This is a genomic window from Variovorax brevis (assembly GCF_030317105.1).
GTDB lineage: Bacteria > Pseudomonadota > Gammaproteobacteria > Burkholderiales > Burkholderiaceae_C > Variovorax > Variovorax brevis.
On the sequence record NZ_JASZYG010000001.1, the window covers coordinates 674124 to 700075 of the forward strand.

24 protein-coding genes are annotated in these 25952 nt (G+C 65.5%); 4 read left to right on the forward strand and 20 right to left on the reverse strand.

Annotation, left to right across the window (positions count from 1 at the left end; all coding sequences use genetic code 11):
* Window positions 1–412: 412 nt before the first annotated feature.
* From QTI66_RS02855 to QTI66_RS02870, 4 genes are all read right to left on the reverse strand, one after another.
* Window positions 413–556, reverse strand: a complete 144-nt coding sequence (locus QTI66_RS02855; protein WP_286557378.1) for a hypothetical protein — start codon at window positions 554–556, stop codon at window positions 413–415.
* Window positions 557–759: 203 nt separating this feature from the next.
* Window positions 760–1428 carry a hypothetical protein gene (locus QTI66_RS02860; protein WP_286557379.1) on the reverse strand — a complete coding sequence of 223 codons (669 nt, stop codon included), beginning with the start codon at window positions 1426–1428 and terminating at the stop codon, window positions 760–762.
* 203 nt (window positions 1429–1631) lie between these two features.
* The gene (locus tag QTI66_RS02865) at window positions 1632–3041 is read right to left on the reverse strand and encodes an MFS transporter (protein ID WP_286557380.1); all 1410 of its coding nucleotides are present in this window, start codon (window positions 3039–3041) and stop codon (window positions 1632–1634) included.
* Window positions 3042–3069: 28 nt separating this feature from the next.
* Complete coding sequence (locus tag QTI66_RS02870) at window positions 3070–5013, reverse strand: bifunctional sugar phosphate isomerase/epimerase/4-hydroxyphenylpyruvate dioxygenase family protein (protein WP_286557381.1); 1944 nt, start codon at window positions 5011–5013, stop codon at window positions 3070–3072.
* A gap of 215 nt (window positions 5014–5228) precedes the next feature.
* Here QTI66_RS02870 and QTI66_RS02875 point away from each other — a divergent pair, with 215 nt between their 5' ends.
* Together QTI66_RS02875 and QTI66_RS02880 are read left to right on the forward strand one after the other, a co-directional pair.
* Window positions 5229–5999: an IclR family transcriptional regulator domain-containing protein gene (locus QTI66_RS02875; RefSeq protein ID WP_286557382.1), complete on the forward strand. Its 771-nt coding sequence runs from the start codon at window positions 5229–5231 to the stop codon at window positions 5997–5999.
* A 211-nt stretch (window positions 6000–6210) separates the two neighbouring features.
* Complete coding sequence (locus QTI66_RS02880) at window positions 6211–6438, forward strand: hypothetical protein (protein ID WP_286557383.1); 228 nt, start codon at window positions 6211–6213, stop codon at window positions 6436–6438.
* A 4-nt stretch (window positions 6439–6442) separates the two neighbouring features.
* Here QTI66_RS02880 and QTI66_RS02885 read toward each other — a convergent pair whose 3' ends face one another.
* The 13 genes from QTI66_RS02885 to QTI66_RS02945 all read right to left on the reverse strand — a co-directional run bounded on the left by QTI66_RS02885 (window position 6443) and on the right by QTI66_RS02945 (window position 22291).
* Window positions 6443–7009: a DUF2939 domain-containing protein gene (locus QTI66_RS02885; protein ID WP_286557384.1), complete on the reverse strand. Its 567-nt coding sequence runs from the start codon at window positions 7007–7009 to the stop codon at window positions 6443–6445.
* Entirely contained in the window at window positions 7006–8382 is a 1377-nt protein-coding gene (locus QTI66_RS02890; RefSeq protein ID WP_286557385.1) for a BatD family protein, read from the reverse strand. The genes QTI66_RS02885 and QTI66_RS02890 overlap by 4 nt, the downstream gene beginning before the upstream one ends.
* Window positions 8379–10061, reverse strand: coding sequence for a VWA domain-containing protein (locus QTI66_RS02895; protein ID WP_286557386.1), 1683 nt, complete (start codon window positions 10059–10061; stop codon window positions 8379–8381). Before QTI66_RS02895 ends, QTI66_RS02890 begins: the two co-directional genes overlap by 4 nt.
* On the reverse strand, window positions 10061–11107 hold the full coding sequence (locus tag QTI66_RS02900) for a vWA domain-containing protein (RefSeq protein WP_286557388.1): 1047 nt from the start codon (window positions 11105–11107) through the stop codon (window positions 10061–10063). Before QTI66_RS02900 ends, QTI66_RS02895 begins: the two co-directional genes overlap by 1 nt.
* Complete coding sequence (locus QTI66_RS02905) at window positions 11094–11636, reverse strand: DUF4381 domain-containing protein (RefSeq protein WP_286557389.1); 543 nt, start codon at window positions 11634–11636, stop codon at window positions 11094–11096. Before QTI66_RS02905 ends, QTI66_RS02900 begins: the two co-directional genes overlap by 14 nt.
* Window positions 11633–12643 (reverse strand): DUF58 domain-containing protein, encoded by a 1011-nt coding sequence (locus tag QTI66_RS02910; protein ID WP_286557390.1) that lies wholly within the window; start codon window positions 12641–12643, stop codon window positions 11633–11635. Before QTI66_RS02910 ends, QTI66_RS02905 begins: the two co-directional genes overlap by 4 nt.
* A gap of 26 nt (window positions 12644–12669) precedes the next feature.
* Window positions 12670–13647 (reverse strand): AAA family ATPase, encoded by a 978-nt coding sequence (locus tag QTI66_RS02915; RefSeq protein ID WP_286557391.1) that lies wholly within the window; start codon window positions 13645–13647, stop codon window positions 12670–12672.
* Window positions 13648–13672: 25 nt separating this feature from the next.
* Window positions 13673–16201, reverse strand: a complete 2529-nt coding sequence (locus QTI66_RS02920; protein WP_286557392.1) for a fused MFS/spermidine synthase — start codon at window positions 16199–16201, stop codon at window positions 13673–13675.
* Window positions 16202–16219: 18 nt separating this feature from the next.
* Window positions 16220–17863: an arylsulfatase gene (locus QTI66_RS02925; protein WP_444814942.1), complete on the reverse strand. Its 1644-nt coding sequence runs from the start codon at window positions 17861–17863 to the stop codon at window positions 16220–16222.
* 165 nt (window positions 17864–18028) lie between these two features.
* Window positions 18029–19054 carry an HAD family hydrolase gene (locus QTI66_RS02930; RefSeq protein WP_286557394.1) on the reverse strand — a complete coding sequence of 342 codons (1026 nt, stop codon included), beginning with the start codon at window positions 19052–19054 and terminating at the stop codon, window positions 18029–18031.
* 157 nt (window positions 19055–19211) lie between these two features.
* Window positions 19212–20270, reverse strand: coding sequence for an amino acid ABC transporter permease (locus QTI66_RS02935; RefSeq protein WP_286557396.1), 1059 nt, complete (start codon window positions 20268–20270; stop codon window positions 19212–19214).
* Complete coding sequence (locus QTI66_RS02940) at window positions 20267–21256, reverse strand: amino acid ABC transporter permease (RefSeq protein ID WP_286557397.1); 990 nt, start codon at window positions 21254–21256, stop codon at window positions 20267–20269. Before QTI66_RS02940 ends, QTI66_RS02935 begins: the two co-directional genes overlap by 4 nt.
* A 3-nt stretch (window positions 21257–21259) precedes the next feature.
* Window positions 21260–22291 carry an amino acid ABC transporter substrate-binding protein gene (locus QTI66_RS02945; protein ID WP_286557398.1) on the reverse strand — a complete coding sequence of 344 codons (1032 nt, stop codon included), beginning with the start codon at window positions 22289–22291 and terminating at the stop codon, window positions 21260–21262.
* On the opposite strand from QTI66_RS02945, the gene QTI66_RS02950 reads away from it, so the two are divergent.
* Both QTI66_RS02950 and QTI66_RS02955 read left to right on the forward strand, forming a co-directional pair.
* Window positions 22290–22427, forward strand: coding sequence for a hypothetical protein (locus QTI66_RS02950; protein ID WP_286557399.1), 138 nt, complete (start codon window positions 22290–22292; stop codon window positions 22425–22427). The two genes, QTI66_RS02945 and QTI66_RS02950, sit on opposite strands and share 2 nt — an antisense overlap.
* Window positions 22428–22441: 14 nt before the next feature.
* Entirely contained in the window at window positions 22442–22846 is a 405-nt protein-coding gene (locus tag QTI66_RS02955; RefSeq protein WP_286557400.1) for a DoxX family protein, read from the forward strand.
* 9 nt (window positions 22847–22855) lie between these two features.
* On the opposite strand, the gene def is transcribed toward QTI66_RS02955, so the two are convergent.
* From def to ligA, 3 genes are all read right to left on the reverse strand, one after another.
* Entirely contained in the window at window positions 22856–23395 is a 540-nt protein-coding gene (gene def / locus QTI66_RS02960) for a peptide deformylase (RefSeq protein ID WP_286557401.1), read from the reverse strand.
* A gap of 68 nt (window positions 23396–23463) precedes the next feature.
* On the reverse strand, window positions 23464–23727 hold the full coding sequence (locus QTI66_RS02965) for a hypothetical protein (RefSeq protein ID WP_286557402.1): 264 nt from the start codon (window positions 23725–23727) through the stop codon (window positions 23464–23466).
* A 108-nt stretch (window positions 23728–23835) separates the two neighbouring features.
* Entirely contained in the window at window positions 23836–25911 is a 2076-nt protein-coding gene (gene ligA / locus QTI66_RS02970) for an NAD-dependent DNA ligase LigA (protein WP_286557403.1), read from the reverse strand.
* Between the last annotated feature and the right edge of the window lie 41 nt (window positions 25912–25952).

The window sequence follows — 25952 nt, forward strand, 5'->3', positions numbered from 1 at the left end:
CTTGCCGGCGTCACTCGTGTTTTGCGAATGTGCCAAGCCGCTTATGTATTGCGGCCGATTGTGCGAATGCAGGCGCGTATAGAACTTGACGATGGTCAAGATTTGAAAAAACGTTCACGCGAATGTCCGTGAACTTTTTTTGGAAATTCAGAACGCGTTCAGGGCGGAGCGGTGACATGCATGTGGTCGCATGCCGCAATTCCTTGGAGCGAATGAGGAAGGGCAACGTGCGATCAACGGCGTGGCGATGATCAATTGCCGCGCGGACCTTGTGATGAGGACCCGCGCAAGATGCGAGCACGACGAATGCGTATGTCGAGGTGCTGCGAGAGAGATGCCGGAAGGCGAGTGGCTTCAAACCATGAAGCCGTCGGCGCGCGTCAGCAGTGGACGCCGCGCCGGTGTTGGACTGTCAGGCCGAGCGCTTGAGGGCCGCGCGCAGGGTGCGCACAAACAGCACGATGGGCATGTTCGCAACCAAATCGCGAATCACGGCACCCGCCGAATTCAGGGAAGCTGCTTCAGAAGACGGAGAATACGTGGGCACGCTGTTCATGACTGATTCCTTGGTTAACGATGGTTAATTATAGGGTTTACCCTTTAACCAGGGCAAGCCCTGATTTGAAGGAATCTTCGGGGTGAATTCGTAACGAAATTCAACGCGTGCGCTTCGGTGAGCCTCCACGCGCCAAAAACAATGGCCTCGCGCAAACCGCGAAGGCCATTTGTCGGTGTCACAGAACGCTGCGACGCGAGCGCTCAGGAACCCGTGAAGTACTCGAAGTCGTAGATGCTGCGATAACGCGACTTGCGCGCGGACTTGGCTTCCACCTTCAGCCCCCGGATGAACTCGGGATGGTCCCGCAGTTGCTTCTTCGCCAGAACCGGCCAGGTGCGTGCCCAGGCCTGCAAGCCCACACAAGCCCGCGACGACGCGAAGCACTCCGACTCCGACACAGCTTCCGCCGCATCGTCGTCATGCACCACAAGCCCGAACTCGCAAGCCAGTGCACGAATGCCGTTGGGTGACAGTCCGTCCAGCACGATGCGTTGATGGGTGCGGTACCTGCAGACGGCCCAGCGGCTCTGCTGCGAGGTTTTAAGGAAGTCGGTGCCGTAGGTGATCGATGCGCCGGTCAGGAGGCATTCGGCATCGTCGGGACCGTCAGAGACGATCAGCGGGCCATTGCGCACCTGACCTTTGAACCGTCGTCCTTCGATGGTGACGTCGATGAAGGTGCGGCCCTTCAGCGGGTGGTGGCGCACGGCGGAAACACCCTTGGCCCTCAGGCTCTGGAAATATTCGATGGCCTTGACTCGCATCTCGCCTTTCCATTTGGCGATGACGATTTCGGCGGGGTCCAGGCGACTCGGCTCAACTGCAACACGGTCCTCTTGGGGAGTGGTGTTGCCCGGAATTCTCTCCATCTTCTTTGTCCTCCGATGGCGTCGCTATCGAAAGTTCACGCCCCCTGCGCGCCTTGCGCTTGGCAGCCGACTCCCGATCACGCCAGCGTCGAAACTAACACCGGAGTACTCACATCGTTTGGACGGGAAGGAGAAGTGGTGTGCATTTGTGCACAGATGATCAACATTCGTACGCGCTGGTGTCAGCGCGTACGAATCATCAGTTAAGCGTGTGCTTTTACGAGGCCCGATTCATCGATCGTTTGCTGACGCAGACGGTCGTATTCGACCTTGGGAACCGGCTTGGCGTTGGCGTCGCCGAGGTCCTTCATCTGCACGCGATAGGTCTCACGCGCCGTCCACGCTGCGATGGCTGCAAGGATGGTCACGCACAGCGTGATGGAGCCGATCATCATCGGGATGCCGGTCGCGCCGGGAGGCGCCACGTACACGAACAGGGCCGGCAGCAACGCGGTCACGAGCGTGCCCAGGTTCTGCGAGATGGCCATGCCCGAAACGCGTGTGCGGGTCGGGAACATCTCGGGATAGAAGCTCGGGAACACGGCGTTGTAGCCCTGGTAGACTACGCCCCACATCAGCAGCGAGAACACGATGGCCATCGGCACGTTGTGGATGCTGATCGCATACAGGTAGCCGAAGGACAGCAGGCCCGCGCCGACGGCACCGACCATGATGGGGATGCGGCGGCCGATCTTGTCGGACAGGTTGCCCACGAACGGAATCACGATCACGGCCACGATGTTGCCCATCACGGGGATCCACAGGTACACGTCCTTGTCGAAGCCGATGCCGTAGCCCGGCTGCACCGCATAGGCAGCGCCGAAGATGGTGGTGACGACCGGAATGACGTTCATCAGCGAGCAGCACATCACGCGCAGCATGTCGCGCCAGCTTTCGACCACGGCCTGGATCACCGGCGCCTTGGGCGTCTTGCCCGAGGTATCGACGTCGACGAAGGCGGGCGTCTCATGGACTTCCTTGCGGATGATGTAGCCGGCAATGATCACGACGAAGCTCAGCAAGAAGGGAATGCGCCAGCCCCAGGAGTTGAACGACTCCTTGTCCATGTAGTGCGCCAGCGGCAGGAACACCGCAGCCGCAAGGATCTGGCCGGCCTGCACGCCCTGCAGCGTGAAGCTCGCAAAGAAGCCACGGCGCCCGAAGGGTGCGTGCTCCAGGATCATCGAGCTGGCGCCCGAGATCTCGCCGGCCACCGCGAAGCCCTGGATCAGGCGCAGCGCGACCAGCATGGCCGGTGCCCACAGGCCGACCTGTGCATAGGTGGGCAGCAAGCCGACCGCGATGGTCGAGAAGCCCATGAGGAACATGCAAACGATCAGCACGTTCTTGCGGCCGTGCGTGTCGCCCCAGTGGCCGAGCACGAAGGCGCCGATGGGGCGTGCGACATAGCCCACGCCGTAGGTCGCGAGGGAGGCGATGATGGCCATGCGCGGGTCGCCCTGCGGAAAGAAGATCTGCGGAAAGATCAGCGCCGCGGCCGTGGCGTAGATGAAGAAGTCGTAGTACTCCAGTGCGGAGCCGATCCAGCCACTGGCAGTGGCCTTCTTCGACTGGTGCTCGCCTTTCGGCTCGTGGTCGAGGGTTGTTGTCATTGAGATGTCTCCTGGTGGGAATGCGGGGTTAGTGCTGGGCGGGGGATGGGACGGGGGACGGAACGGGGGATGACTGGGCTTGCGATGCCATGCGTGCCGGCGCGTTGCTCGCGCCATAGCCGTCATAGGCGCCGATGCGCTGGACCACTTCGAAGAACAGGCCGTTCTCGAAGCTTTCGGTGTAGATGTGCAGGTAGTCGCCGGCGAGCGAACGGTCGAAGAGCACGCCTGCCGCGCGCATGCGCTCGAGCAGTCCGGCATCAACATCGACGCGCGTTGGCAGGTCGTCGTAGTAGTTCTGCGAAATGGGCACGAAGCGCACGCCATTGGCTTGCAGTTGCGCCACCGTCTCGAAGATGTCGTCGCAACGCAGCGCGATGTGATGCACCGCGCCGCCGCCGGTGACGTTCACCGTTTGCGCCGTGCGCGTGCGCTGGCTCAGGGACACGTTGAGCACCATGCGAACACTGCGGTCCGCGTTGGCGACGCCGCGGCTGCGGATCAGGCCGAAGGGGTCGGCAAGCTCCAGGCTTTCGCCCGGCTCCAGCCCGAGCACGGCACGCGAGAACAGCACCCAGGTGTCGAGTTGGTCCAGCGGCAGGCCGAGCGCGACGTGGTCGATGGCCAGCAGGCCGGCGCCGGGCACGGGGCTCGTGTCATCGAGAATGAAATCAGCCTCATACAAACCGGTGTTGCCCAACGCCGCCGGGACGAAGTGCACGAGGTTGCCGCCGGGCGAGACCATGGCGGGCACTTGCACTTCGTTCGGCCCGATCGGGCTGTCGTGGCGGCGCGAGCGCATGGCGGTGGCGCGCTCCACGGCAGCGGCCGGGTCTGCGGTGCGCAGGCCCAGCGCACACACCGAGGTGCCGTGCGCATCGAAGCGGCCACGCGCAAAGGAGTCGGGCTGCGCGTTGACGATCATGTGAACCTCGCCCTGCCGATAGAGCACCACCGCTTTCGAGCGATGACGTCCGACCCGGCGAAAGCCCAACTGCTGCAGCAAGGCACCCAGCGTTTCGGCAGAGGCTTCGTCGGCCGCGAACTCGATGAACGAGAAGCCGGACAGCGCGGGCTTGGACGGCGGGTTGAACAGGTCGACCCGCTTCATCACGTCCTGTGCGCGCACATCCGCCTCTTGCGCTGCCGCCCGGCCGAGCCGATCTCGCGCCTGGCTTTCGAGGTACAGCAGCGAGCGCATCGCGTCGACCGCGGTCCGGCGGTTGGGCGTTTCGCGAAAGACGTCGTTGAAGATCTCCAGCGACAGCGGCCCGGTGTAGCCGGCGCGCAGCACCTTCTCGAAGAAGCCAGCCATGTCGAAGTCGCCCTGCCCCGGAAAGGACCGGTGGTGGCGCGCCCATTGCAGCACGTCCATGGCCAGCAGCGGCGCGTCGGCCATCTGCAGGAAAAAGATCTTGTCGCCGGGAATGTCGACGATGCCGGCGGGGTCGTCCTTGAGCGAGAGCGTGTGGAAGCTGTCCAGGATCAGGCCGAGGTTGGGATGGTCGGCGCGGCGCACGATGCCCCATGCCTGCTCGTAGAGCCACGTGGCCTTGCCCCATGCCAGCGCCTCGAACCCGACGCGCAGCTGGCGTTGGGCGGCGCGCTGTGCAAGTTCCTGCAGCTGCGAGGCCGCCAGTTCCGCGTCGTCGATGACCAGGGGCGAGGTGTTCGAGCAGCAGAGCATCAGCTGCGCGCCCATTTCCTGCATCAGGTCGAACTTGCGTTCGGCGCGATCCAGGCTGCGCTTGAACTGCGCCTCGGGCATGCCTTCGAAATCGCGAAACGGCTGGTAGAGGTCGATCGACAGCCCCAGGTCCTCGTTGATGCGGCGCAGTTCAGCGGCCGAACCCTTGAAGTTGATGAAGTCGTTTTCAAACAGCTCATAGCCATCGAAGCCGGCGGCCGCGATGGCTTCGAGCTTCTGGCGCAGCGTGCCGCTGAGCGAAACGGTGGCAACGGATCGGTGCATGTCGGTCGCCGCGCTCAGAGCGGGCCGGTCAGCGTGGCGAGGCGGGGCGAAGGCGAGGCGGTCATGTCGTTTGTCTCCTGGTCGCCGTCTGATTGACAGCGTGTAACGACTGTAGGCAGGCTCCCCTCCCCCTACAATGCCGCTGGACCTCTTCGCGTGCGATGAGTGATCGCGTCCGTGCAGCGTGTGCACGTAATTCGGGTTTCACCCAAGGCATGACAGAGACCTTCGAGATCGATCGCAAGCTCCTCATCGAGGGGCTGGGCAAGGGCTTGCGCGTGATCGAAGCCTTTTCCGACGAACACCTGCGCCTGACGGCCACCGAAGCCGCCCAGCGCGCCGACCTCACCCGTACGGCCGCGCGCCGCTACCTGCTCAGCCTCGTGCACTACGGCTACGCGGGAACCGACGGCAAGTACTACTGGCTGCTGCCGCGCGTGTTGCGGCTCGGGCAGGCCTACATGGACGGCGCGCGCGTGCCGCGCATTGCGCAGCCCTTCATCCAGCGCGCGTCCATGGAGTGCGGCGAAACGCTCAACGTCGGCACGCTCGACGGCCACGAGGTGGTGTACCTGTCGCGCAGCAACGCGCCGCGGATCGTGTCGATCGGCTACCACCCTGGCGCCCGGGTGCCGGCGCACGTCGTTTCCCAAGGCTACGCCATCCTGTCGACCTTCGAAGACACCGCGCTCGACGCGTGGATTGCCAAGCACGAGATGGCGACGTTCACCGGGTTCACGCCGGCTGACCCTGCCCTGTTCCGCCAGGGCGTGATCGCCGCGCGATCGCTTGGCTATGCCTATGCCGACCAGTACCTCGACTTCGGCCTGTGCGGCCTCGCGGTGCCCCTGAAAGACCGCAAGGGCCACTGCCAGTACGCTGTGAGCGTGACGGCGCAACGGCAAACCTACCCCGGTGACCGCATGATCGAGAAGCTGCTGCCGGCGTTGCGCGAGGTGGCGGAGGCGTTGCGGCCGATCATCTGAGGCCCGGATGGCGAATAAGTCACAGCGGGGGGAAACACCCCCTTTCGCGGCTGTATACCTTTGATTACATTCGTGCGGTCACTTCACAAACCCAGATGAAATCACCCCTCGCCCCTTCGCTTGTCGCCACATCAGTGTCGACTCTTGCGCGTTGCGGCGGGGGGAAGTACTGGCTGAAGAACTTCAAGATTTTCAACAAGGTGGGTTTTCGATGAGTCCTATCGGCCGGATATTCAGGGCATTGATTCTTCTGGTGGCGTTGCTCGTGCCGGTCCTTCTCATCTGGTTTTTTGGCTGGTGGGGCGTTGGCGTTCTGCTCGTCATGTCTGCCCTCGTCGCCTTGACTGTGTTGTTCTCCACAGGCAAGGCCCGTGGGCGCGAAGAAACCCAAAGCGGCGACCGCACCGGCTATCGCACCACGTCTTTCGCCGACTTCTGACGCCTCACTGACCCGGCATCCGAAAGCCGCTGAGCTTCCAGTCGACAAGGCCCGCGCGCTTGAGGACGAAGTCGCCCGCGTTCGGCGTGCGCTTCGAGCCGACGAGCACGGTGGACCAGTCCACGTACTGAATCGTTGCGTCCCACTGGGCAAGCGCCAGTTCGCTCGCCTGCGCCACGGAGGTGAGCGGTGCCACGCGCATTCCGGGGGCCAGCAACTCGCTCGGCCGGCCCTGGATGAGCATCGACATCAGCAGCGTGGGCGAGGTGAGCGTGTCGCTCAACGGATCGACAAGCGCACGTGCGGCCTGGGCGGCGGCGGGCCCGGCCGGTCGACGGTCTTCGTCGGTCGAATCCAAGAGTTGCTCCTCCACCCTGAAGCCCATCGCCAGGCGCACGCTTCGGCGCAGCGCCTGCGCGTCGACGTGCTCGAGCAGCGCATCGACGTCGCGTTCGCGTGCGGCTTCCTTGAGTTCGCGAACGACCCAATAAGGGCTCGCGTACACCGCAGCCGCGCAGAGTGCCGCCACTGCCGCGACGGCTACCGTTCCGATCATTGCCTTGCGCTTCATGCTTGCTTCCTTGAAGGATTCAGGGGGCCGAGGGCGTTGCCACGCCACGGGGGGGGTGCGCTCGCCTTGTGCTGGCGCAGCCATTGGTCGTGCGCCTTGCGCAGGACAGTGGCACAGACGGGGCCTTTCCAGGGTGTGTCCGGCGCCAGGGTGCCCGCGTAGAGCTTGCGCTGGAGCGCGTCGATCTGCGCTTCGAGCGTGGGATCGTGCAGCGTCGCGGCCCATGCGCGCGGCGCGCAAGCGGCGTGGCGGCGGCACCAGTCGAGCAGGCGGGCATGCGCATTCTTCGGATCGTCCTGCGCGCAGGCATCGAGCACCGCGCGGAACATGACGTCGTCCGACACCTCGTGCGCCGCGCGTCGCGCCTGCCGGCTTGCGCGCCACTGCGGCCCCCGCACGCGCACGAGCCAGGCGAACGCGCCGATGGCCAGCAGCGCTGCCGCACCCCACCCCACCAGCGCCCAGTGAATTCGCCGCCGCCCCTGGGTGCCCGGCGCCGCGATGCCTGCCTCCGGCGCAATGGCGTCGCCGGCGTGGGCCCCGGGTGCTACCACAACCGTCACCGCGGGTGCCTGCGCCGTCTGTGGCTTGTTGCTGGCGGCATCGAACCAGCGCACCTCGATGGCGGGCAGCGTGTAGCGGCCGGCCTTCTCGAAAACGTAGGTCACGTGGTCGACGCGGCGCCCGCCTTGAAAGCCGCCCCGGTCGCCGTTTTCATCCTTGAGCACGGGGTCGGCGGTGAACACGCGCACGCCGTCCGGCGCCTCGAAATGCGGTGGCGGAATCATCATCGCCTGCGTTTGCGTGGCGAAGATGTCGATGGTGCGCACCAGCGCGTCGCCCGCCTTCAAGCCGGTCGTTGCGCGGTCGAAGCGCTGCTGGATGGTCAGCGGCGCCACCGGCAATGCGCGACCGCCCTGCGCCTGTTCTCCAGCAGGCAGCCGGGCGGTGATGCGGGTGGGTGGCATCGTGACGCTGCCGCTTTTGGGCTTGCCGTCGTCGCCGCTGTAGGTGAAGGCGATCTGCACCTGTGGCAAGGTGAAATCGCCCGCCTGCTGCGCTGCGAACAGGTAGGTTTTCTGGATCGTCGCGTAGGTCTCGCCAGAGACGGTTTCGGTGGCGAGCGCTGCGCGTTCGTCGGGCATCGTGAGGATTGCGCCGGGCACCTGGAGCGCAGGGAAGTCCGGCGCGGAGGTGAAGAAGTTCGGTGCCATCACGGTCACGTCGATCCGGATTTCCTGGCCTGCGAGCACGGGCTGCTTTGCGTCGACCTGCACGCGGATGATCGGTTCGGCTGCGTGGATGCAGATGGCACCGGCCAGCAACGCGCAAGCCATGACGCACCGGATCACACGGTGCAGCAGGCGCGTCATGGCTTGGCCTCCGCCGGCTTGGCCGTGCCGCCCTCGACCTGAAGCGCGAACTTGCGCGCGAGCAGTTCCGTGGGCGTGGTCTGGATGTTGCGCATCCAGGTCTCGGCCGATTGGGTCGTGGCCAGTTGCATCTGCTGCTGGCCCTTCTTGCCCTGTTCATCGAACTTGATCTGGTCGGGCGGAAGGTCCGGCGCCTGTTCATCCTCGTTCGGATCGTCCTTTTTCGGCGGCGGCGTCAGCTTCTTCATCAGCGCAAGGTTGGCTTGGGCCGCCTGCCAATCCGGGCGGCGCTTGAGGGCCTGCTCGAATCGCGATGCAGCCTGCTTGTATTGCTTCTGCTGCGCAAGCGCGTCGCCCTGATTGAAGTCGCTTTCTGGCGAATCGACCAGTGCGAAAGACTGGACCGCCTGCGCAAACTGTCCCGCGCGATACAGCGCAATGCCGCGCCACATCGGATCGTCGAACAGCGCGGCGGCGGCGGCAAAGTTGCCGTCTTCGAAGGCGCGGCGGCCCTGTTGGTCGTGCGTGAGCCAGAGGTCGATGAAGCGCTTGGGGCGCGTCGCCGGCAATGCGGGAGACGGCGCATCGTTGGAGGCGTCCGCGTCCGGCCCGGGCGCCTGCGCGAGTGCATCGTGCTGCGGCACGCCAAGCAGCATCGTCAACAGCAAGGCACTCACCCACCGCACCGTCCAGCCCTTGCGGAACCAGAGCGCGCCAAGCAAGGCAATGGGAATGGTGAGCCACCAGCCGGACTCCTTCCAGCGGGCGTTGGTTTCCGATTCCTTTTGCGCCAGGTGCGACTGCACGCGGCGCTGCACCCATTGCACATCGTCGTCGCTGTCCAGCGTGACGGTGGCGACGGGCACGTCGGCGTCGCTCTTCAGGCGCTTGAGCGCATCGACGTCGAGCTTCGAGAAAAGCTGCTGCCCGCTCGCGTCCTGCGCGAAACCGCCGCCCGCGCGGACCGGGCCGCCTTGCGCGGTCCCGAAAGCCAGCACCACCGGCAGGCTGCGGCCGCTGTCCACTTGCGCCTTGAACGCGGCCGACGCGGCGGCCTCCACGCCGTCGGTGAAGAAGACGATGGTGCCGGGTGTGTCCTCTTTCACCAGTGCGGCGTCGATGGTGCGCAAGGCCAATGCCGTGTTCTTGCCAGCGACCGGCATGATCCGCGTCTGCAGCGCATCGACGAAGGTCTGGATCAGCTTGCTGTCGTCGGTCAGGGGCAGCACGAGGTGCGTCGAGCCGGCGTACGCGTAGACAGCGGTGCGTGCGCCCTGCCGCTGGTCCAGCAAGGCTTTCACCTTGAGCTTGGCGCGCTCCAGCCGCGTCGGGCTCACGTCGATGGCATCCATGCCTTGCGACAGGTCGATGGCGATGGCCAGCGGCGCTTTTTCCTCGACGAAGGGTGGCCGCTCGCGCTGCCACGTCGGCCCGGCCATGGCGATCGCACCGAGGGCGATGAGCGCTGAAGTCAGATGCACCGGCCGCACGCGCCACGCCCCCCGCCGTTCCACCACGAGTGCATCGAGCAGGTGCGGCGCAATGGTTGCGCGCCAGCGGCGGCGCACGTCATCGCGCCAGCCGACGACCCATATGAGCAGGCCCGCGGGCAGCAAGGCCCAGAGCCACAACGGCCGCAGGAAGTGGAACTGCGCGAACGCATCGAGCATCGCGCCCATCACGCCGGCTCCCTGCCAGCGTCCGGCCCGTTCGCGACGCCGTTTCGTCGCTGTGCCGCCGCCCGCCATCCACGGCGCCCGAGCGACAGCATGGCCATCAGCATCTGGTAGGCGATGACGATCAGCACGCCAGCCCCCAATGGCCACATGAAAAGCTCCTGCTTCGGCCGCCACGACAGCGTCTTGTGGTTCTCGGGCGTGATGCTGTCCAGCGTGCCGTAGATCTGCTCCAGTTCGCGCTGGTCGCCGGCGAAAAAGAAGCGCCCGCCTGTGGCCGCAGCCGCTGAACGCAGCACGTCGAGGTCGACCTTGTCCTCGCCGGTCGCCGCAGGGTCGCCGATGCCCACGGTGTGCACCGTCACCTTGCGCTCCTTGGCGATGTCGGCGGCGCGCGCTGGCGGCATCTTGCTCGCGGTGTCGTTGCCATCGGTGAGCACGATCAGCACCTTCTGCTGCGCCTTGCTTTCGTCGAACATCTTGATGCCCAAGCCGATGGCGTCGCCCAGCGCGGTGCGCGGGCCCGCCATGCCCGGCAGCATCTCGCCGATGACGGACTGCACGAGCGCATGGTCCATGGTGAAGGGCACCTGCGGATACGGCGCGTCGCCGAACACGATGAGCCCGATGCGATCGCCCTTGCGCCGCGCCACGAAATCGCTGACAACCTGCCTGACGGCTTCGACGCGCGTCTCCATCGCACCGCCGGGACTCTTGAAGTCGCGCGTGTCCATCGACTGCGACAGGTCCAGCGCCAGCAGCAGATCACGCGCCGGCTGGATCTTTTCGATGGGCGGCTCCACGAACTGCGGCCGCGCCAGCGCCAGCACGATGAGCGCCCACGCCAGCGGTGCGAGCACTTTCTGCAGCCAGTTGCTGCGTGGCACGACTGCACCGGCGGAGGGCTTCAGGCCGGCAGCGCTGGCCACTTCACCGAAGAACGGCAAGCGGACGGACGCGCTCTCTTCCCGATAGGGACGCAGCAGCCACCACACGAAGATCGGCAATGGCAGCAGGCCGAGCAGCCAAGGGTACTCAAGCTGATACATGGCCTTCGATCCATTGGCGCGAAGCGGCCAGCAGCACGCGCACGTCCTGCGGTCCGATCCGCGACAGGGCATGCGCGTCGTGGTATTCGATCTCGCGCACCAGCGGCGCCAAGGCCCTTGCGCCGTGTGTCGCGTGGCCGGCGTGGTCTTCCAGGAACTGCGCCCACTGCGCGCCACTCAGGCCCGCCACTTGCTCGCGCGGCCACGCGGCGAGGGCGCAGCGTTTGATGAGTGGGGGCAAGGCGACCAGCACTGGCGTACCGTCCTCTGGCTCCTTCGCCCATTGCGTTTCGATGCGTTCGAGTTCGGCCAGCGCGTCGCGTCGATAGCGGTTGTGGCGATAGCGACGCACGGCGCGCCACGCGGCCCACAAGGCGAGCACGAGCAAGAGCACACCCAGCACGTCCCAACCGACGGTCTGCGGCTTCCACGAGACGGGTGGTGGCAAGGCCACGTCCGCCAGTTGCGTGATCGAAGCCTGCGCGCCACCCGACGAATCCGCTGCCACGCTGCGTACGAGGTCGGTCATCGCCGCTGCCCCCGCCTCGACTGGGCCGTGTCCTGACCCAGCAGCCTGCGCAACTGCGGCGCGGTTTCCTCGCCGGCCGACAGCGGCAGCACCGGCACGCCGATGAGATGCCGCCAGTCGAAGAGTTCACGGCTTCGCGCATCGACGAAGCCCGTGATGCCGCGGCGCACCGCGTCGTGGCCGAAGCCGAGCTCGACCTGCAGTTCGCCGTCGCTCACCACCAGGTCGCCCGAAGGCGGCAGCTCGCTCATGAAGGGGTCGTGCACGATCACCGCCAAGAGGTCATTGCGGGCGGCAATGCGGGTGAGCAGGTCGCGCGTCATGGCGTCGTGACCATCGAAGTCGCTGATGACGACCACCAGATGGTCGTGGTGCGCGACGCGCGCCGCATGCAGCAATGCCTTGTTGAGCTGGTCGCTGCCGCGTCCCGCAGGCGCGTCGGCACGCAACAGTTGATTGCGTCGCGCAACCTCGCCCAGCAGTTGAAGCACCGCGTCGCGGCTTCGCTGGGGCCGCAAGTCGGAGAAATCTTCGTCGCCGAACACGAGGCCACCCACGCGGTCACCGTCCGCCAGCACGCGCCAGGCCACCAGCGCCGCAGCCTCGGCGGCGGTGACGGACTTCATGGCGCGGCGGGTGCCGAAGAACATGTTCATCCGCTGGTCGACCAGGAGGAGCACGGGCCGGTCTTTCTCTTCGGAGTACACACGCACATAGGGCTGCCCGGTGCGCGCCGTCACGCGCCAGTCCATGCTGCGGATGTCGTCGCCGGGCAGGTAGGGACGCAACTCTTCGAACTCCAGTCCGCGCCCGCGCACCTTGGAGGCGTGGCGACCGGCCAGCACGCTGTGAACCGGCTGGCGTGGCATGAAGTGGAAGTCGCGTGCCGCGAACTCGAGAGACGCCAGCGCGCCTGCATCCACATGCACGCCCGGCCGCGCCGCGCCGGTGCTCGAGGCGGGCGCCGCGGGCAGTGCCCGCGCCCTGCCCGCCAGATGCAGACGCATTGGAATTCGCATGGCCTTGCCTCGCCTCAGGCCACCGCCACTTTCTGCAGCAGCCGGTCGATGACCGTGTCGGCATCGATACGCGCCGCATGCGCCTCGTACGACAGGATCAGCCGGTGGCGGAACACCTCGTGCACGACGGCCTGCACGTCTTCCGGCGTCACGAAGTCGCGCCCCTGAAGCCATGCGAAGGCACGCGACACCTTGTCCAGCCCGATGGAGCCGCGCGGGCTCACGCCCACCTGGATCCACTGCGCCAGATCCTTGTCGATGCCGGCCGCGTCGCGCGTGGCGCTGACCAGCGCGACGATGTATTGCTCCACCGCCTCGCTGACCTGCACGTTGTGGATCTCGGCACGCGCGGCAAAGATGGTCTCGGGCGCGAGCCGCTGTCCGGCCTGCGCGTGTGTCCCCTGCTCCGCCGACGCTTCTTCGGAACGCGCAAGCCGCACGATCTGGCCTTCGGCGCCGCCTTGTGGATAGCCCACGCTCACGTGCATCAGGAAACGGTCCATCTGCGCCTCGGGCAGCGGGTAGGTGCCTTCCTGCTCGATCGGGTTCTGCGTGGCCATCACGAGGAAGAGTGGCGGCAGCGCATGCGTCGCGCCACCGACGGTAATCTGCCGCTCTTCCATCGCTTCGAGCAAGGCCGCCTGCACCTTCGCCGGCGACCGATTCACTTCGTCCGCGAGGATGAGGTTGGCGAACAGCGGCCCGGGCTGGAAGCGGAACTCGCCCTTGCCGCCTTCGCTGAAGTAGATCTCCGAGCCGGTGATGTCGGCCGGCAACAAGTCGGGCGTGAACTGGATGCGCGACAGCTTGGCGTCCAGGTGTTTTGCGAGGCTCTTGATCGCGCGCGTCTTTGCGAGGCCCGGCAAACCCTCGACGAGCAGATGCCCGTCTGCGAGCAGGCCGAGCAGCAGGCGCTCGACCATCTTCTCCTGCCCGATGATGGATTCGGCCATCTGCGACTTGAGGACCAGTACGTCGTCGCGAGCGCTCATTCTGGAATGTCCTTGCTGTTGGCGGTCAGGGTCGCAGCGGACCGCCGCTGAACCACTGGTAGTAGGGATTGGCGGGATCTTCCCGCATCACTTGCCGAATATCGCGCGCCCAGCTTTCCTTGTCGCCTTCGTAGGCATAGAGGCCGGCGCTGTAGAAGCGATAGAGCTGCTGGCGCTCCTTCGTGACCTGCGCCTTGAACGCCTCGCTGGCGTTGACGAGCGGCGGCTCGCTGCGCGCGTCCAGCAGCGCCGACAGCACAACCGGGAAGTCGGCGCGGCGCACCCAGGTGGCGTACTCGATGCGCGGGCGATCGTCGGTCACGAGCGGGGCGTCGCCGGCGTAGCGCTCCAAGCCCGCGCGGTCCATGACCCAGGTGGCCATCAACGCGGCCGGCGAATCGATTCCGACCTCGCGCAACGAAGCCGCCACTTCCGGCTGGTTGAAGCGCGACTCGATGCGCGGCACCTCCAGCGCCATCGGCTGCATCGAACCGAGCAGCATCATCTCGTGCAGTTCGGTGGTCCACAGCGTGGCGTAGGGATACACGTCCAGAAAGCTGCGGATCAACGAGCGCGTGTCCTCCACGTTTTGCGTGGGCAGCGGCAGCCACTGGGCGACGATGCCGCCCGGTTTCAGGCGACGGGCTGCGAGGCGATAGAAATCGCTGGAATACAGGTTGACGACGCCCGCTGCGGACGGCGGCGGCGGCTCCAGCGTGATGAGGTCATAAGGCTTGTCGCTGCGCAGCAGTTCGCGGCGGCCGTCATGCACGCGAATGTCCATGCGTGCATCCGCCGTGACGCCGTAGTTGCCCTTGAACTGCGGCGCCGCACGCACCACAGCCGGCAGCAGTTCCGCGATCACCCGGTCCTTGAGTGGTGGATAGGCCAGCAGCGCGCCACCCGTGATGCCGGTGCCCAGCCCGATCACCAACGCCGATTGCGGTTCATGGCTGTGCACGATCAAGGGCAGCAAGGCCTGAAGCCGCATGTAGCGCAGCGAAGTCATCGCGTCGCCCGAGTTCGACACGCCCTGGATGTAGAGGCGCTTGAAGCGGTTTTGCCCCATGCGCTGCTCGACGACGGCCACGGTGCCGCCACGGCTTTCCTCGTAATACGCCAGTTCGCCGCCACGCGAACCGGTGAGCAGTTGCGCAAGCCTGTCCGGTGGGGCCAGCAAGGCACTTGCGATGGCCAGGCTCGCCAATGCCACGACGCTCCAGCGCGCGACGGGCTGCACTTGCCGGCCGGCCAGGACTGCCACAAGACCCACAAGACTCGCCGCCACCGCGAGCACGGCCAATGCGCGCACCAGCCCCAGCGCAGGCACCAGCACGAAGCCCGCCAACGCGGTGCCCAAAATACCGCCGACCGTGTTCAACGCCACGACGGCGCCGACGTCACGCCCCACGCGGGCGACGTCCACACTCAGCCGAAGCGCAATCGGAAACGCCGCGCCCAGCAGCAGCGTCGGCACGAAGACGATGCACAGCGCCGCGATGACGAAGCGCGCGGACATCGATGCGAGCAGGTTGCCGGTTGCGCCCATCACCGACTGCGCCGCCATGGATTGCCACTGCGTGAGCCAGTTGCCCAGCAGCACGACCTCCAGCAACGCCACGAGGCCAGCAGCCGCGATCAGCAGCGCGAAAGCACCCCACGGATCGCGCAGGCGATCGGCCTTGCGCGACACCCACGCACTGCCCAGCACCAGCCCCAGCAGATAAGTGGCCAGCACGATCGCAAAGGCAAAGCTGCGCGTGCTGATGAATTGAACGATGGTCTGCGACCACACGACTTCGTAGCCGAGCGCGATACCGCCTGCGATGGCATACAGCGCCAATGCCAGCCGCGGGCGATCGGCCGGTTCGTCCTGCGGCAGCGCTGCAGCCTTCGCGGCTTTCACAGGCTTGGTGGCCTTTGCGCCCCTCGTCGGCGTTGCTTGCGCCCTGCGCGCCACGGCCCGCTGCTCCAGCCACAACGCAGCCCCGGCAGCCAACACATTGAGCACCGCAGCCGCGAATGCACTCCCACGCACACCGAGCCACGGAATGAGGCAGAAAGCCGCCAACAGCGTGCCAACGATCGCGCCACAGGTGTTGGCGGCATACAGCCCTCCCCCCGCAGTGCCGACCTGCCCGGCAGCCGGCTGCACGGCGCGCATCAGCACGGGCAAGGTGCCACCCATGAAGACGGCCGGCACACCGACCGACACGAGAGGCAACACCCACGCCAGCAAGCCGACACGATCTTCCAGCGCGGCAAACGGCGCTGCCGCCACGCCCAGCCACAGCGTCGCCGCGACGCCAAGCACCGCGACGGCGAGTTCAAGCCATGCGTAAAAGCGAAACGGCCGGGCGCTGAAGTCCGCACGGCGCCCGAACCACCAGCCGCCCAGGGCCAGTCCGCCGAAGAACGCGCTGACGCCCACCGTCACCGCATACACATCGACGCCGACCACCAGCGACAGCTGCTTGATCCACAGCACCTGGTAGACCAGCGAGGCTGTGCCCGAGGCGAACAGCAGCCAAGCCGGCCACGCGAGAAGGCCCATCAACGCTCCGGCGCTCCCCTACTTCTTGGGCGCGCTCTGGCGCTGACGCATCGCGGCATCGACCTTTGCGTCGACGTCCCTGCGGACCTGGTCGATGCTGAAGCTTGCGGGCTTCTGGCTCGGCGGATAGGCCACGAATGTCTGCAGGAATGCAGCAGCCTTCATGGTGCCAATTTCCGTCAGATAGGCATTCTTCGCGATCCAGTCGTAGTACTGGTCCGAGACGATGTCAGCGCGCTCATAAGGATCCATGCGCAGATTGAACACCTTTGGCACGCGCAGGCACGTGAAGGGGTTGGCCCATACTGCAAAGCCACCCGGCAATCGTTGCTCGCAAAAGACGACCTTCCAGTCGCCGTAACGCATGGCCACCAGATCGCCGTCGTCGTTGAAGTAGTAGAACTCGTCGCGCGCGCTCTTGGGTTGCTGGCCCGTGAGGTACGGCAACTGGTTGTAGCCGTCGAGATGAACCTTGAAGCTGGTGCCGCCGGACTTGGGCGCCCACCCTTTCAACAGCCGGTCTTTCACGCCGGTGTCGCCCGCGGCCGCCATCAAGGTCGGGAACCAATCCAGGCCCGAAAACATCTCGTTGGACACTTCGCCCGCCTTGATCTTGCCCGGCCATCGCACCATCGCCGGCACGCGGAAGGCGCCTTCCCAGTTGGTGTCCTTTTCACTACGGAACGGCGTGGTCGCCGCGTCGGGCCAGGACCATTGGTTGGGCCCGTTGTCCGTCGTGTAGATCACGATGGTGTTGTCGGCAATCTTCAGGTCGTCGATCGTCTTGAGCAGTTTGCCGACATCCAGGTCATGCTCATACATGCCGTCGGCGTACTCGTTGCCGGGCATGCCGCTCTTGCCGCGGAACTCCGCCCGCACATGGGTGAACGCATGCATGCGCGTGGTGTTCATCCACGTGAAGAAGGGCTTGCCAGCCTTCACTTGCCTTTGCATGAAGTCGATGGCAGCGGCGGTGGTTTCGTCGTCGATGGTCTCCATGCGCTTGGTGGTCAAGGGGCCCGTGTCCTGGATCTTGCCGTCGGCGAACGAGTGCAGCACCCCGCGCGGCGAAAAGCCCTTGACGAAGGGGTCGTTCTTGTCCTTGGGCCAGTAGTCGCGTTGCGGCTCTTCCTCGGCGTTCAGGTGGTACAGATTGCCGAAGAATTCATCGAAACCGTGGTTGGTCGGCAGGTACTCGTCCTTGTCGCCCAGGTGGTTCTTGCCGAATTGACCGGTGGAGTAACCCAAGCCCTTGAGCGCCTGCGCAATCGTGATGTCGCCCTTTTGCAATCCCACCGGCGCGCCGGGCACGCCGACTTTCGAGAGGCCGGTGCGCAAAGGCGACTGCCCCGTGATGAAAGTGGACCGGCCGGCCGTGCAGCTGTTCTCCGCGTAGTAGTCGGTGAACATCATCCCTTCCTTGGCGATGCGGTCGATGTTGGGCGTCTTGTAGCCCATCACACCCATCGAGTAGGCGCTGATGTTGGTCTGACCGATGTCATCGCCGAAGATGACCAGGATGTTGGGCTTGGGCGCCTGCGTCTGTGCCTGCCCTTGCGCGGCCGGTTTGGGTTGCTGTGCCTGCGCATGGATGCTGGGGGCGAACAGCGTGCTGCACAGCACTGCGCTCGACGCCAGCACCAGCCGGCCGAGCCGGTGCATTCTTGAAAGAGACAAACTCATCGACTGACTCCTTGCAAACAGTTGATGTCCGCCGACGACCCGCACCCGGACCATCGGCCACTTGCGAAGCGCTGCCCTGCGTTGGCCGGCGTCGACGCTTACCCTCAATCCCTTTGTGCAACCGGGCGGTCGCGAAACAAGCCGCTATGGACTCTTCGCGTCGGGGTAGATCCGCTTCCAGTCGTTCTTCATGCTGACGACGTTCCATTTCTTCTGAACGGCTTCGTCCCATGCCTTGTCGAGCTTTCCCATCGAGGAGGTGCGGTCGTAGGCGAATTCGCGCACGGCGTCGTCGTGATGAACGATCAACGCAAGTCGCCGTCCGGGTCCGCCCATCGTGTACTGGAGCATCTGCAGGTCGCCATCCGAGTTGCCGAACGCAAGGATCGGTCGCTGGCCAATGTGCGTGTAGATGCCCACGGGCTTGCCAGGGCCGTCGTCGTTGAAGGCAAAGGTGGGCTCGCGCATCAACACCGGATCCGCGTACTTCACGGTCTGCGACGAGCCCACCACCTGTTCGGGCGGAATGCCGTACACGGCCTGCGTCCACGGCCGCATGAACTCGATCGTGCCGCCCGAGACGATCCAGGTCTTGAATCCCTTGGCGCGCAGATAGGCGAGCAGTTCCAGTTGCGGCTGGTACACCATGTCGGTATAGGCACGCTTGGTAATGGGGTGTCGCGCGGTGGCGATCCATTGGCGAATCGTCTTGTCGTAGTCGTCGGTGCTCATGCCCGCATTGGCCCGGAACAGCAACTGGAGCAAGGGCCCTTCGCCACCGGCCAGCGCCCCGCGCAGGTCATTGGCAGCCAGCGCCTTGTACACCGCGTTGTTGGCCCATTCAGGATGCTTCGGCGCTGCAGCCTTGACCTGGTCGATCATGAAGGCGAACTGCGTGTACATGGGTTGCTCGGCCCACAGCGTGCCATCGTTGTCGAAGGCGGCCACGCGCTGCTCGGGCGGCACGTAGTTGGGCGAGCCGCTGCGCGTCACGTCTTCGACAAAGCTCACGATGGCCTGCTTGTTGGGGCCATCGACCCATGAGGGCAACGCGTCATTGCCGGTAGAAACCGACGCGCAGCCTGCAACGCTGAAGGCGACGAAGCCCGTTGCAAGCCACTGCGACGCACGGCGCCACCATGAAGTCCGAGAACCGAAACCATACGCCATGTCCGAAGTCCCTGCTTCAAGATCGTTGGCTCCCTTTCATTCGGCTTTCCGCGCAAGGCATGCTGCGTGGGTTGCTGCCGGGAGGGTAGCTTGGCCCGGCAATGTCTGCAACGTTGAATTGAACCCGTCGCACTTTACAAAAGACGTAGGTGCCTCTTCAGATCTCGCGATAGCCCGTGGAGAGGCGACGCTCCAGCCACGCGCTGTAGCGTGACAGCCCGAAACAAAGAACCCAATACACGAGCGCGATGAACAAGTAGCCTTCGAGGTAGAACGGCCGCCACGTCGGGTCGCCGCCCAAGGCCAGGCCCAGCGCGCCAGTGAGTTCGAAAAGACCCACCACGGTCACCAGGGACGTGTCCTTGAGCGTGCCGATCACGCTGTTCATCAGCGAAGGCACCACCATGCGCAAAGCCTGTGGCAAGACGATGTCACGCTGCACGGGCCAGCGGCCAAAGCCCAGTGCCATGGCCACTTCGGTCTGGCCGCGCGGCACGGCCTGCAAGCCGCCGCGCACGATCTCCGCGAGGTAAGCCGCCACGAAGAGCATGAGCCCCGCCAGCACGCGAACGAGCACATCCGGCTGCCAGCCCGCGGGCCACAGCAAGGGCAGCAGGAACGAGGCCATGAACAGCACGGAGATGAGCGGCACGCCGCGCACCAGTTCGATGTAGGTCGCGCACAGTGTTCGCACCGCCGGCCATCCTGAGCGACGCCCCAGCGCAAGAAGCAGCGCGAGCGGAAACGCCAGGGCCAGGCTGACGACCGCCAAGCCGATGGTGAGGGGCAAGCCACCCCAGCGGTTCGTCGGGACGTATGCAAGCCCGAACAGTCCGCCGCGCATCAGCGTGACGAACAATGCGAGCACGAAGACCCACCAGACCAGCAGGCCGGGCCGCCATGCGCCGGGCCACGCACTCAGCATGGTCGTTGCGGCCAGCAGGCTCACCGCAATCGCCGGCCGCCACTGGTCTTCGTACGGATAGCGTCCGAAAAGGATGGGCCGCCACTTCTCCGCGATAACGCCCCAGCATGCGCCGCCATGCTCGCTCGCCCTGCAAGCATCCGCATCGGCCCTGAACACGGCGCGCAACACGGCCCAGTCGAACGCATGCCAGGCAAGCCACGCCAGCAGCGCAATCAGGGCCAGGGTAGACATGGCGCGCAGCGGCGTACTCCACAACTCCTTGCGCCACTGGATGGCGTTCGTGTTCATCGCCAGCCTCGCAAGGCCACGCGCGCGTTGTAGCGGTTCATCACAGCCGAAATGAGCAGCGAGAGCGCCAAGTACACGCACATGATGACGGCAATGCATTCGAAAGCGCGGCCGGTCGAATTGAGAGACGTGTTCGCGATCGACACGAGTTCGGGATAGCCCACCGCCACCGCGAGCGAAGAGTTCTTGGTGAGGCTCAGCAACTGGTTGGTGAGTGAAGGCACGATCACGCGCAGCGCTTGCGGCAGCACGACGATGCGCAGTTCCTGCATCGGCGAGAGTCCCAGCGCCTGCGCCGCCAGCACCTGCCCGCGCGACACCGACTGGATGCCGGCGCGCACGATCTCCGCCACGAAGGACGCCGTGTAGAGCGCCAGGGCCAGGACGATGGCGAGGTATTCAGGACTCAGCGCCGCACCACCGCTCACGTTGAACGACGAGCGCTCGGGCCACTCCAGATGCGTGGGCCACCAGCCACCCTCGCCGGCCACCGGCCACGGCATCGACAGGCCGCTCTTGCTCAGCCACACACCCGGCGCCAGTTCCATCGCCTCGGTCGAGTCAGGCAACAGTTGCGTCAACGCGAAGTAGAGCATCAGCAACTGAACCAGCAGCGGCACGTTGCGCACCGCTTCCACGTAGGCCGTGCAGATGCCTCTCACCAGCACATGCGGTGCGAGCCGACCGATGCCCAGCAGCGTGCCCAGCACCACCGCCAGAACGGCAGCCGGCAGTGCCGCTCGCACCGTGTTGATGAAGCCCGCAAGAAAGGCCCGCCAGAAGGGCTGGCTCGCATCGAAATCGAGCCAGCCTTCGCTGACCTCGAAGCCGGCAGGCTGCAGCAGGAAGTCGAAGCCCGATCGAATGCCCCGCGCCCGCAGCACCTCCAGCGCATGATGGACAAGCCAGACCGCACCGCCCGCCACGGCGGCAATCAACGCCGCTTGCAGCAACCAACCCAGCCAGACCGCGCGTCGGCTGCCCATCGATCAGCGAACCGGCGGTGCGTAGATCAGGCCGCCCTTGCTCCAGAGGTTGTTCGAGCCGCGCGGCAGCTTGAGCACCGACTTCGGTCCCACGTTGCGCTCGAACATCTCGCCATAGTTGCCTACGGCCTTGATCGAGCGATAGGCCCACTCCTTGTCGAGCCCCAGCAACTTGCCAAGGTCTTCGCTCGTGCCCAGGATCCGCTGCACCGCCGGGTCCTTGCTTGTGGCCTTCCAGGCGTCGACGTTTTCTTGCGTGATGCCGTATTCCTCCGCCTCGATGAGCGCGTTGGGCACCCACTTGACGATCGCAAACCACTCGTCGTCGCCTCGACGCACCAGCGGTGCCAAGGGTTCCTTGGAGATGAGTTCCGGCAGGATGACGTAGTCGTCCGGGTTGGGCGCTTCCTTGTTGCGCAGGCCCGCCAGCGCCGAGGTGTCGGTGGTGAAGGCTTGGCAACGACCCGCAAAGAAGGCCTTGAACGAGGCTTCGAAGCTTTCAAAGACAACCGTCTTGACCGGAATGTTCTGCGCACGGAACCAGTCCGACACGTTCTTCTCGTTGGTGGTGCCCGACTGCGTGCAGATGGTCGCATTCTTTAGCTGCTTCGCGCTCGTCACCTTGATCTTTTTGGGCACCAGGAAGCCTTGGCCGTCGTAGTAGTTGATGGTGGTGAAGTTGAACCCCAGCGATACATCGCGCGTCAGGTTCCAGGTGGTGTTGCGCGCGAGGATGTCGACTTCGCCGGCTTGCAGGGCCGAGAAGCGCTGCTGCGAATTGAGGGGCACGAACTCCACCTTCTTGCCATCGCCGAGCACGGCCGCGGCAATGGCGCGGCAGGTGTCCACGTCCAGCCCTGACCAGTTGCCTTGCGTGTCCGGCGCAGAGAATCCTGCCACGCCGTTGGTCACTCCGCACTTGACGGCGCCGCGCTGCTTGACGGCGTCGAGCGTCTTGCCGGCAAGGGCAGGCGACATGACGGCAAAGGAAAGCGTGAGTGCCAGAGCGCCGAGCGCTGGACGAAAGCGGGTCATGAATATTCCTTCAGGTTTGGGCGAACGGCAGTTTACGGGCGTCGCGCGGAACGCGCCGAAGCGGCATCGCCACAAGGTCATGGGCGAGCAGGTCGTCCGACTTGCACCACAATGGCGCCTTCTCATTTTTGACTGAAAGATTCAATAGTCATGATTCGTTCCGACGACACCGGCAAACTCGTACTGCGCCTTGCAGTGGGCATCCTCGTCCTTCTCCACGGCATCGCCAAGCTGAGCTCGGGCGTGAGCGGCATCTCGGGCATGTTGGCGGCGCACGGGCTGCCCGGCGCGCTGGCCTACCTGGTGTTCATCGGCGAGATCCTGGCGCCGGTGTTGGTGATCGCCGGCATCTACACGCGGCCCGCTGCGTGGATCATGGTCATCAACATGCTCGTGGCCGTCTGGCTGGCGCACGGCAAGGACCTGTTCGCCATCGGAAAGAACGGCGGCTGGGCGCTGGAACTGCAAGGCATGTTCCTTTTCGCCGCCGTCGCCGTGGCCTTCATGGGCGCGGGACGCTTCAGCGTGGGCGGCACCGGCGGGCGCTACAACTGAGGCAAGAACTCAGTCGTCTTCACTCGCATCGAGGCCTGGAAACAGGACCTCGGTGAAGCCAAAGCGCGTGAAGTCGCGCACCCGCATCGGATAGAGCTTGCCCAGCAGGTGATCGACCTCGTGCTGCACGACCCGCGCGTGAAAGCCGCTCACCGTGCGATCGATGGGGTCGCCGTAAGGGTCGAAGCCGGTGTAGCGGATGTTGGCGAAGCGCGGCACCACGCCGCGCAGGCCCGGCACCGAAAGGCAACCTTCCCAGCCCTCTTCCTCTTCGTCCCCGACGGGCGTGATGACGGGATTGAGCAGCACGGTGCGCGGCACGATGGGCGCATCGGGATAGCGGGGGTTGACCGTGTCGGTGCCGAAGATGACCAGTTGCTGGTCGACTCCGATTTGGGGCGCCGCGAGGCCCGCGCCATTGACCGCCAGCATCGTCTCGAACATGTCGCGCACGAGCATGTGCAGTTCGTCGGTGTCGAATTGGGCGACCGGTTGTGCCACGCGCAACAACCTCGGGTCGCCCATCTTGAGAATTTCGCGGATAGGCATGGGCGAATTATGAGTCGCCTGCCTCCTCCATCGCGTCTGTCATGACGCCTCGCCCGGGGAAAGGCCGCTCAGCGCCAGTAGCCCGGCCGGCCGTAGCCCCTGCCGCCGTAGTAGCCCCGACCGCCGCCGTAATAGCCGCCGCCCCCACCGTAATATCCGCGTCCGCCGTAGTAGGCGCCCCCGATGCCGATGCCCACGCTGACCGGCGGCGCGACCACCACCGGCGCGCCAGGCGCCGCGTACACAGTTTCCCCGTAGGCGCCATAACCCGGCGGCGCGACGACGCAACCACCCAGAATTGAAGCCGCGCCAACGGCGCCAGCCACTGCCATCCAGCGCAGGTATTTCATGTCCAGATCTCCTTGTTCAGGATGATTTAACGGCCCCCGCGCGGGGCTGTTGACCACTGGAATGTGAAGTACCGTAAAGCCCGGTAAAACTCAGGAATTCCCAAGCAATTCAAGCATTTGCGCTTCATCGATGACAGCGACGCCCAACTCCTGTGCCTTGTCGAGCTTGCTGCCCGCTTCGGCGCCGGCGACGACGTAGCTGGTCTTCTTGCTCACCGAGCCGGCCACCTTGGCACCGGCCGCTTCGAGCCGGTCCTTGGCCTCGTCGCGGCTCAGGTTGGGCAGCGTGCCGGTGATGACGAAGGTCTTGCCAGCCAGCGGCTTGGGGGCACGGGCTGCAGGCTCGCCCTCTTCCCACGTCAGGCCCGCGGCACGCAACTGCTCGACCACTTCGCGGTTGTGCGGCTGGTTGAAGAAGGTGTGCAGGCTTTGCGCGACCACCGGGCCCACGTCGTTCACTTCCAGCAGTTGCTCCTCGCTGGCGTCCATGATCGCGTCGAGCTTGCCGAAGTGCTTGGCCAGGTCTTTTGCCGTGCTTTCGCCGACATGGCGAATGCCGAGGCCGAAGAGGAAGCGCGGCAGCGTCGTCTTCTTCGATTTCTCGAGTGCATCGACGATGTTTTTCGCGGACTTCTCGGCCATGCGGTCGAGCCCCACGAGCGTGGTGAAACCGAGCTTGTAGAGGTCAGGCAAGGTGCGGATCAGGTTGGCATCGACCAGCTGCTCCACCAGCTTGTCGCCCAGGCCTTCGACCTCCACCGCGCGGCGTGCGGCAAAGTGCAGGATCGCCTCCTTGCGCTGCGCGCCGCAAAAGAGGCCTCCGGTGCAGCGGTAGTCGGCCTCGCCCTCCTCGCGCACGGCATCGGAATCGCAGACGGGGCATTTGCGCGGCATCGTGAAGATGGCGCCGCGCTGGTCGGCCGGCTTGGCAAGGCTTTCCGGCGCCACGCCAACGACTTCGGGAATCACGTCGCCTGCGCGGCGCACGATGACGGTGTCGCCCACGCGCACGTCCTTGCGGCGCGCTTCGTCCTCGTTGTGCAGCGTGGCGTTGGTCACCGTCACGCCGCCCACGAACACCGGCGCGAGCTTGGCCACGGGCGTGAGCTTGCCGGTGCGACCGACCTGGATGTCGATGGCCAGCACCTCGGTCAATTGCTCTTGCGCCGGGTACTTGTGCGCCACGGCCCACCGCGGCTCGCGCGAGACAAAGCCCAGCTGGCGTTGCAGCGCCAGGCTGTCGACCTTGTAGACCACGCCGTCGATGTCGTAGGGCAAGCCATCGCGCGCCCGGCCCATGGCTTCATGGAAAGCGACCAACTGCTCCGCGCCCTGCGCGCGCTTGGTCTGCGACGCCACCGGAAAGCCCCATGCCGAAAACTGCTGCAGCCAATCGAACTGCGTCGCGAAGTCGGGGCCGCCCTGTTCGGCGGGCGTGACCTCGCCGAGGCCGTAGGCAAAAAAGCTCAACGGCCGCGCCGCCGCAATGGCCGGATCGAGTTGGCGCACCGCGCCCGCAGCGGCATTGCGCGGATTGACGAAGACTTTTTCGTTCTTCTGGCCTGCTGCGATCTTCTCGCGCTGGCGCTCGTTCAGCGCCTCGAACTGGTCGCGGCGCATGTAGACCTCGCCGCGCACTTCGACCACGGGCGGTGCCTTGCCGTTGAGGCGCAACGGAATCTGCTGGATGGTGCGGATGTTCTGCGTGACGTCTTCGCCCACTTCGCCGTCGCCGCGCGTGGCGGCCTGCACCAGCACGCCGTCTTCGTAGCGCAGGCTCATCGCCAAGCCGTCGAACTTGAGCTCGCAGACGTAGTCGATGGCGGGTGCGTCCTCGGCCAGGCCCAGTTCGCGCCGCACGCGCGCGTCGAAGGCGCTGGCGCCGCTGGCGGTGATGTCGGTCTCGGTGCGGATCGACAGCATCGGCACCTTGTGACGCACCTTGACGAAGCCGTCGAGCACCTTGCCACCGACGCGCAGCGTGGGCGAATCGGGCGTGCGCAGCTCGGGGTACTCGGCCTCGATCGCCTGCAGGCGCTGGAAGAGCTTGTCGTACTCCGCGTCCGGCAATTCGGGCGCGTCGAGCACGTAGTAAAGGTGCGCATGGTGGCGCAGTTGTTCGCTCAATGCAGCGGCTTCGTTCGCCGCCTGCTCCCGCGTCGTCATCGATGTGATCCTGGATCGGCCCGTGGCCGGTTGTCATGGGT

Coding starts and splice junctions, on each gene's coding strand:
- QTI66_RS02965 (WP_286557402.1), bottom strand. CDS start 23,727: ATGGCAGTGGCTGGCGCCGTTGGCGCGGCTTCAATTCTGGGTGGTTGC.
- QTI66_RS02935 (WP_286557396.1), bottom strand. CDS start 20,270: ATGAACACGAACGCCATCCAGTGGCGCAAGGAGTTGTGGAGTACGCCG.
- QTI66_RS02910 (WP_286557390.1), bottom strand. CDS start 12,643: ATGCGTCTGCATCTGGCGGGCAGGGCGCGGGCACTGCCCGCGGCGCCC.
- def (WP_286557401.1), bottom strand. CDS start 23,395: ATGCCTATCCGCGAAATTCTCAAGATGGGCGACCCGAGGTTGTTGCGC.
- QTI66_RS02870 (WP_286557381.1), bottom strand. CDS start 5,013: ATGCACCGATCCGTTGCCACCGTTTCGCTCAGCGGCACGCTGCGCCAG.
- QTI66_RS02895 (WP_286557386.1), bottom strand. CDS start 10,061: ATGGGCGCGATGCTCGATGCGTTCGCGCAGTTCCACTTCCTGCGGCCG.
- QTI66_RS02940 (WP_286557397.1), bottom strand. CDS start 21,256: ATGGGCAGCCGACGCGCGGTCTGGCTGGGTTGGTTGCTGCAAGCGGCG.
- ligA (WP_286557403.1), bottom strand. CDS start 25,911: ATGACGACGCGGGAGCAGGCGGCGAACGAAGCCGCTGCATTGAGCGAA.
- QTI66_RS02875 (WP_286557382.1), top strand. CDS start 5,229: ATGACAGAGACCTTCGAGATCGATCGCAAGCTCCTCATCGAGGGGCTG.
- QTI66_RS02930 (WP_286557394.1), bottom strand. CDS start 19,054: ATGGCGTATGGTTTCGGTTCTCGGACTTCATGGTGGCGCCGTGCGTCG.
- QTI66_RS02905 (WP_286557389.1), bottom strand. CDS start 11,636: ATGACCGACCTCGTACGCAGCGTGGCAGCGGATTCGTCGGGTGGCGCG.
- QTI66_RS02925 (WP_444814942.1), bottom strand. CDS start 17,863: ATGCACCGGCTCGGCCGGCTGGTGCTGGCGTCGAGCGCAGTGCTGTGC.
- QTI66_RS02955 (WP_286557400.1), top strand. CDS start 22,442: ATGATTCGTTCCGACGACACCGGCAAACTCGTACTGCGCCTTGCAGTG.
- QTI66_RS02890 (WP_286557385.1), bottom strand. CDS start 8,382: ATGACGCGCCTGCTGCACCGTGTGATCCGGTGCGTCATGGCTTGCGCG.
- QTI66_RS02860 (WP_286557379.1), bottom strand. CDS start 1,428: ATGGAGAGAATTCCGGGCAACACCACTCCCCAAGAGGACCGTGTTGCA.
- QTI66_RS02945 (WP_286557398.1), bottom strand. CDS start 22,291: ATGACCCGCTTTCGTCCAGCGCTCGGCGCTCTGGCACTCACGCTTTCC.
- QTI66_RS02900 (WP_286557388.1), bottom strand. CDS start 11,107: ATGTATCAGCTTGAGTACCCTTGGCTGCTCGGCCTGCTGCCATTGCCG.
- QTI66_RS02915 (WP_286557391.1), bottom strand. CDS start 13,647: ATGAGCGCTCGCGACGACGTACTGGTCCTCAAGTCGCAGATGGCCGAA.
- QTI66_RS02920 (WP_286557392.1), bottom strand. CDS start 16,201: ATGGGCCTTCTCGCGTGGCCGGCTTGGCTGCTGTTCGCCTCGGGCACA.
- QTI66_RS02855 (WP_286557378.1), bottom strand. CDS start 556: ATGAACAGCGTGCCCACGTATTCTCCGTCTTCTGAAGCAGCTTCCCTG.
- QTI66_RS02865 (WP_286557380.1), bottom strand. CDS start 3,041: ATGACAACAACCCTCGACCACGAGCCGAAAGGCGAGCACCAGTCGAAG.
- QTI66_RS02880 (WP_286557383.1), top strand. CDS start 6,211: ATGAGTCCTATCGGCCGGATATTCAGGGCATTGATTCTTCTGGTGGCG.
- QTI66_RS02950 (WP_286557399.1), top strand. CDS start 22,290: ATGAATATTCCTTCAGGTTTGGGCGAACGGCAGTTTACGGGCGTCGCG.
- QTI66_RS02885 (WP_286557384.1), bottom strand. CDS start 7,009: ATGAAGCGCAAGGCAATGATCGGAACGGTAGCCGTCGCGGCAGTGGCG.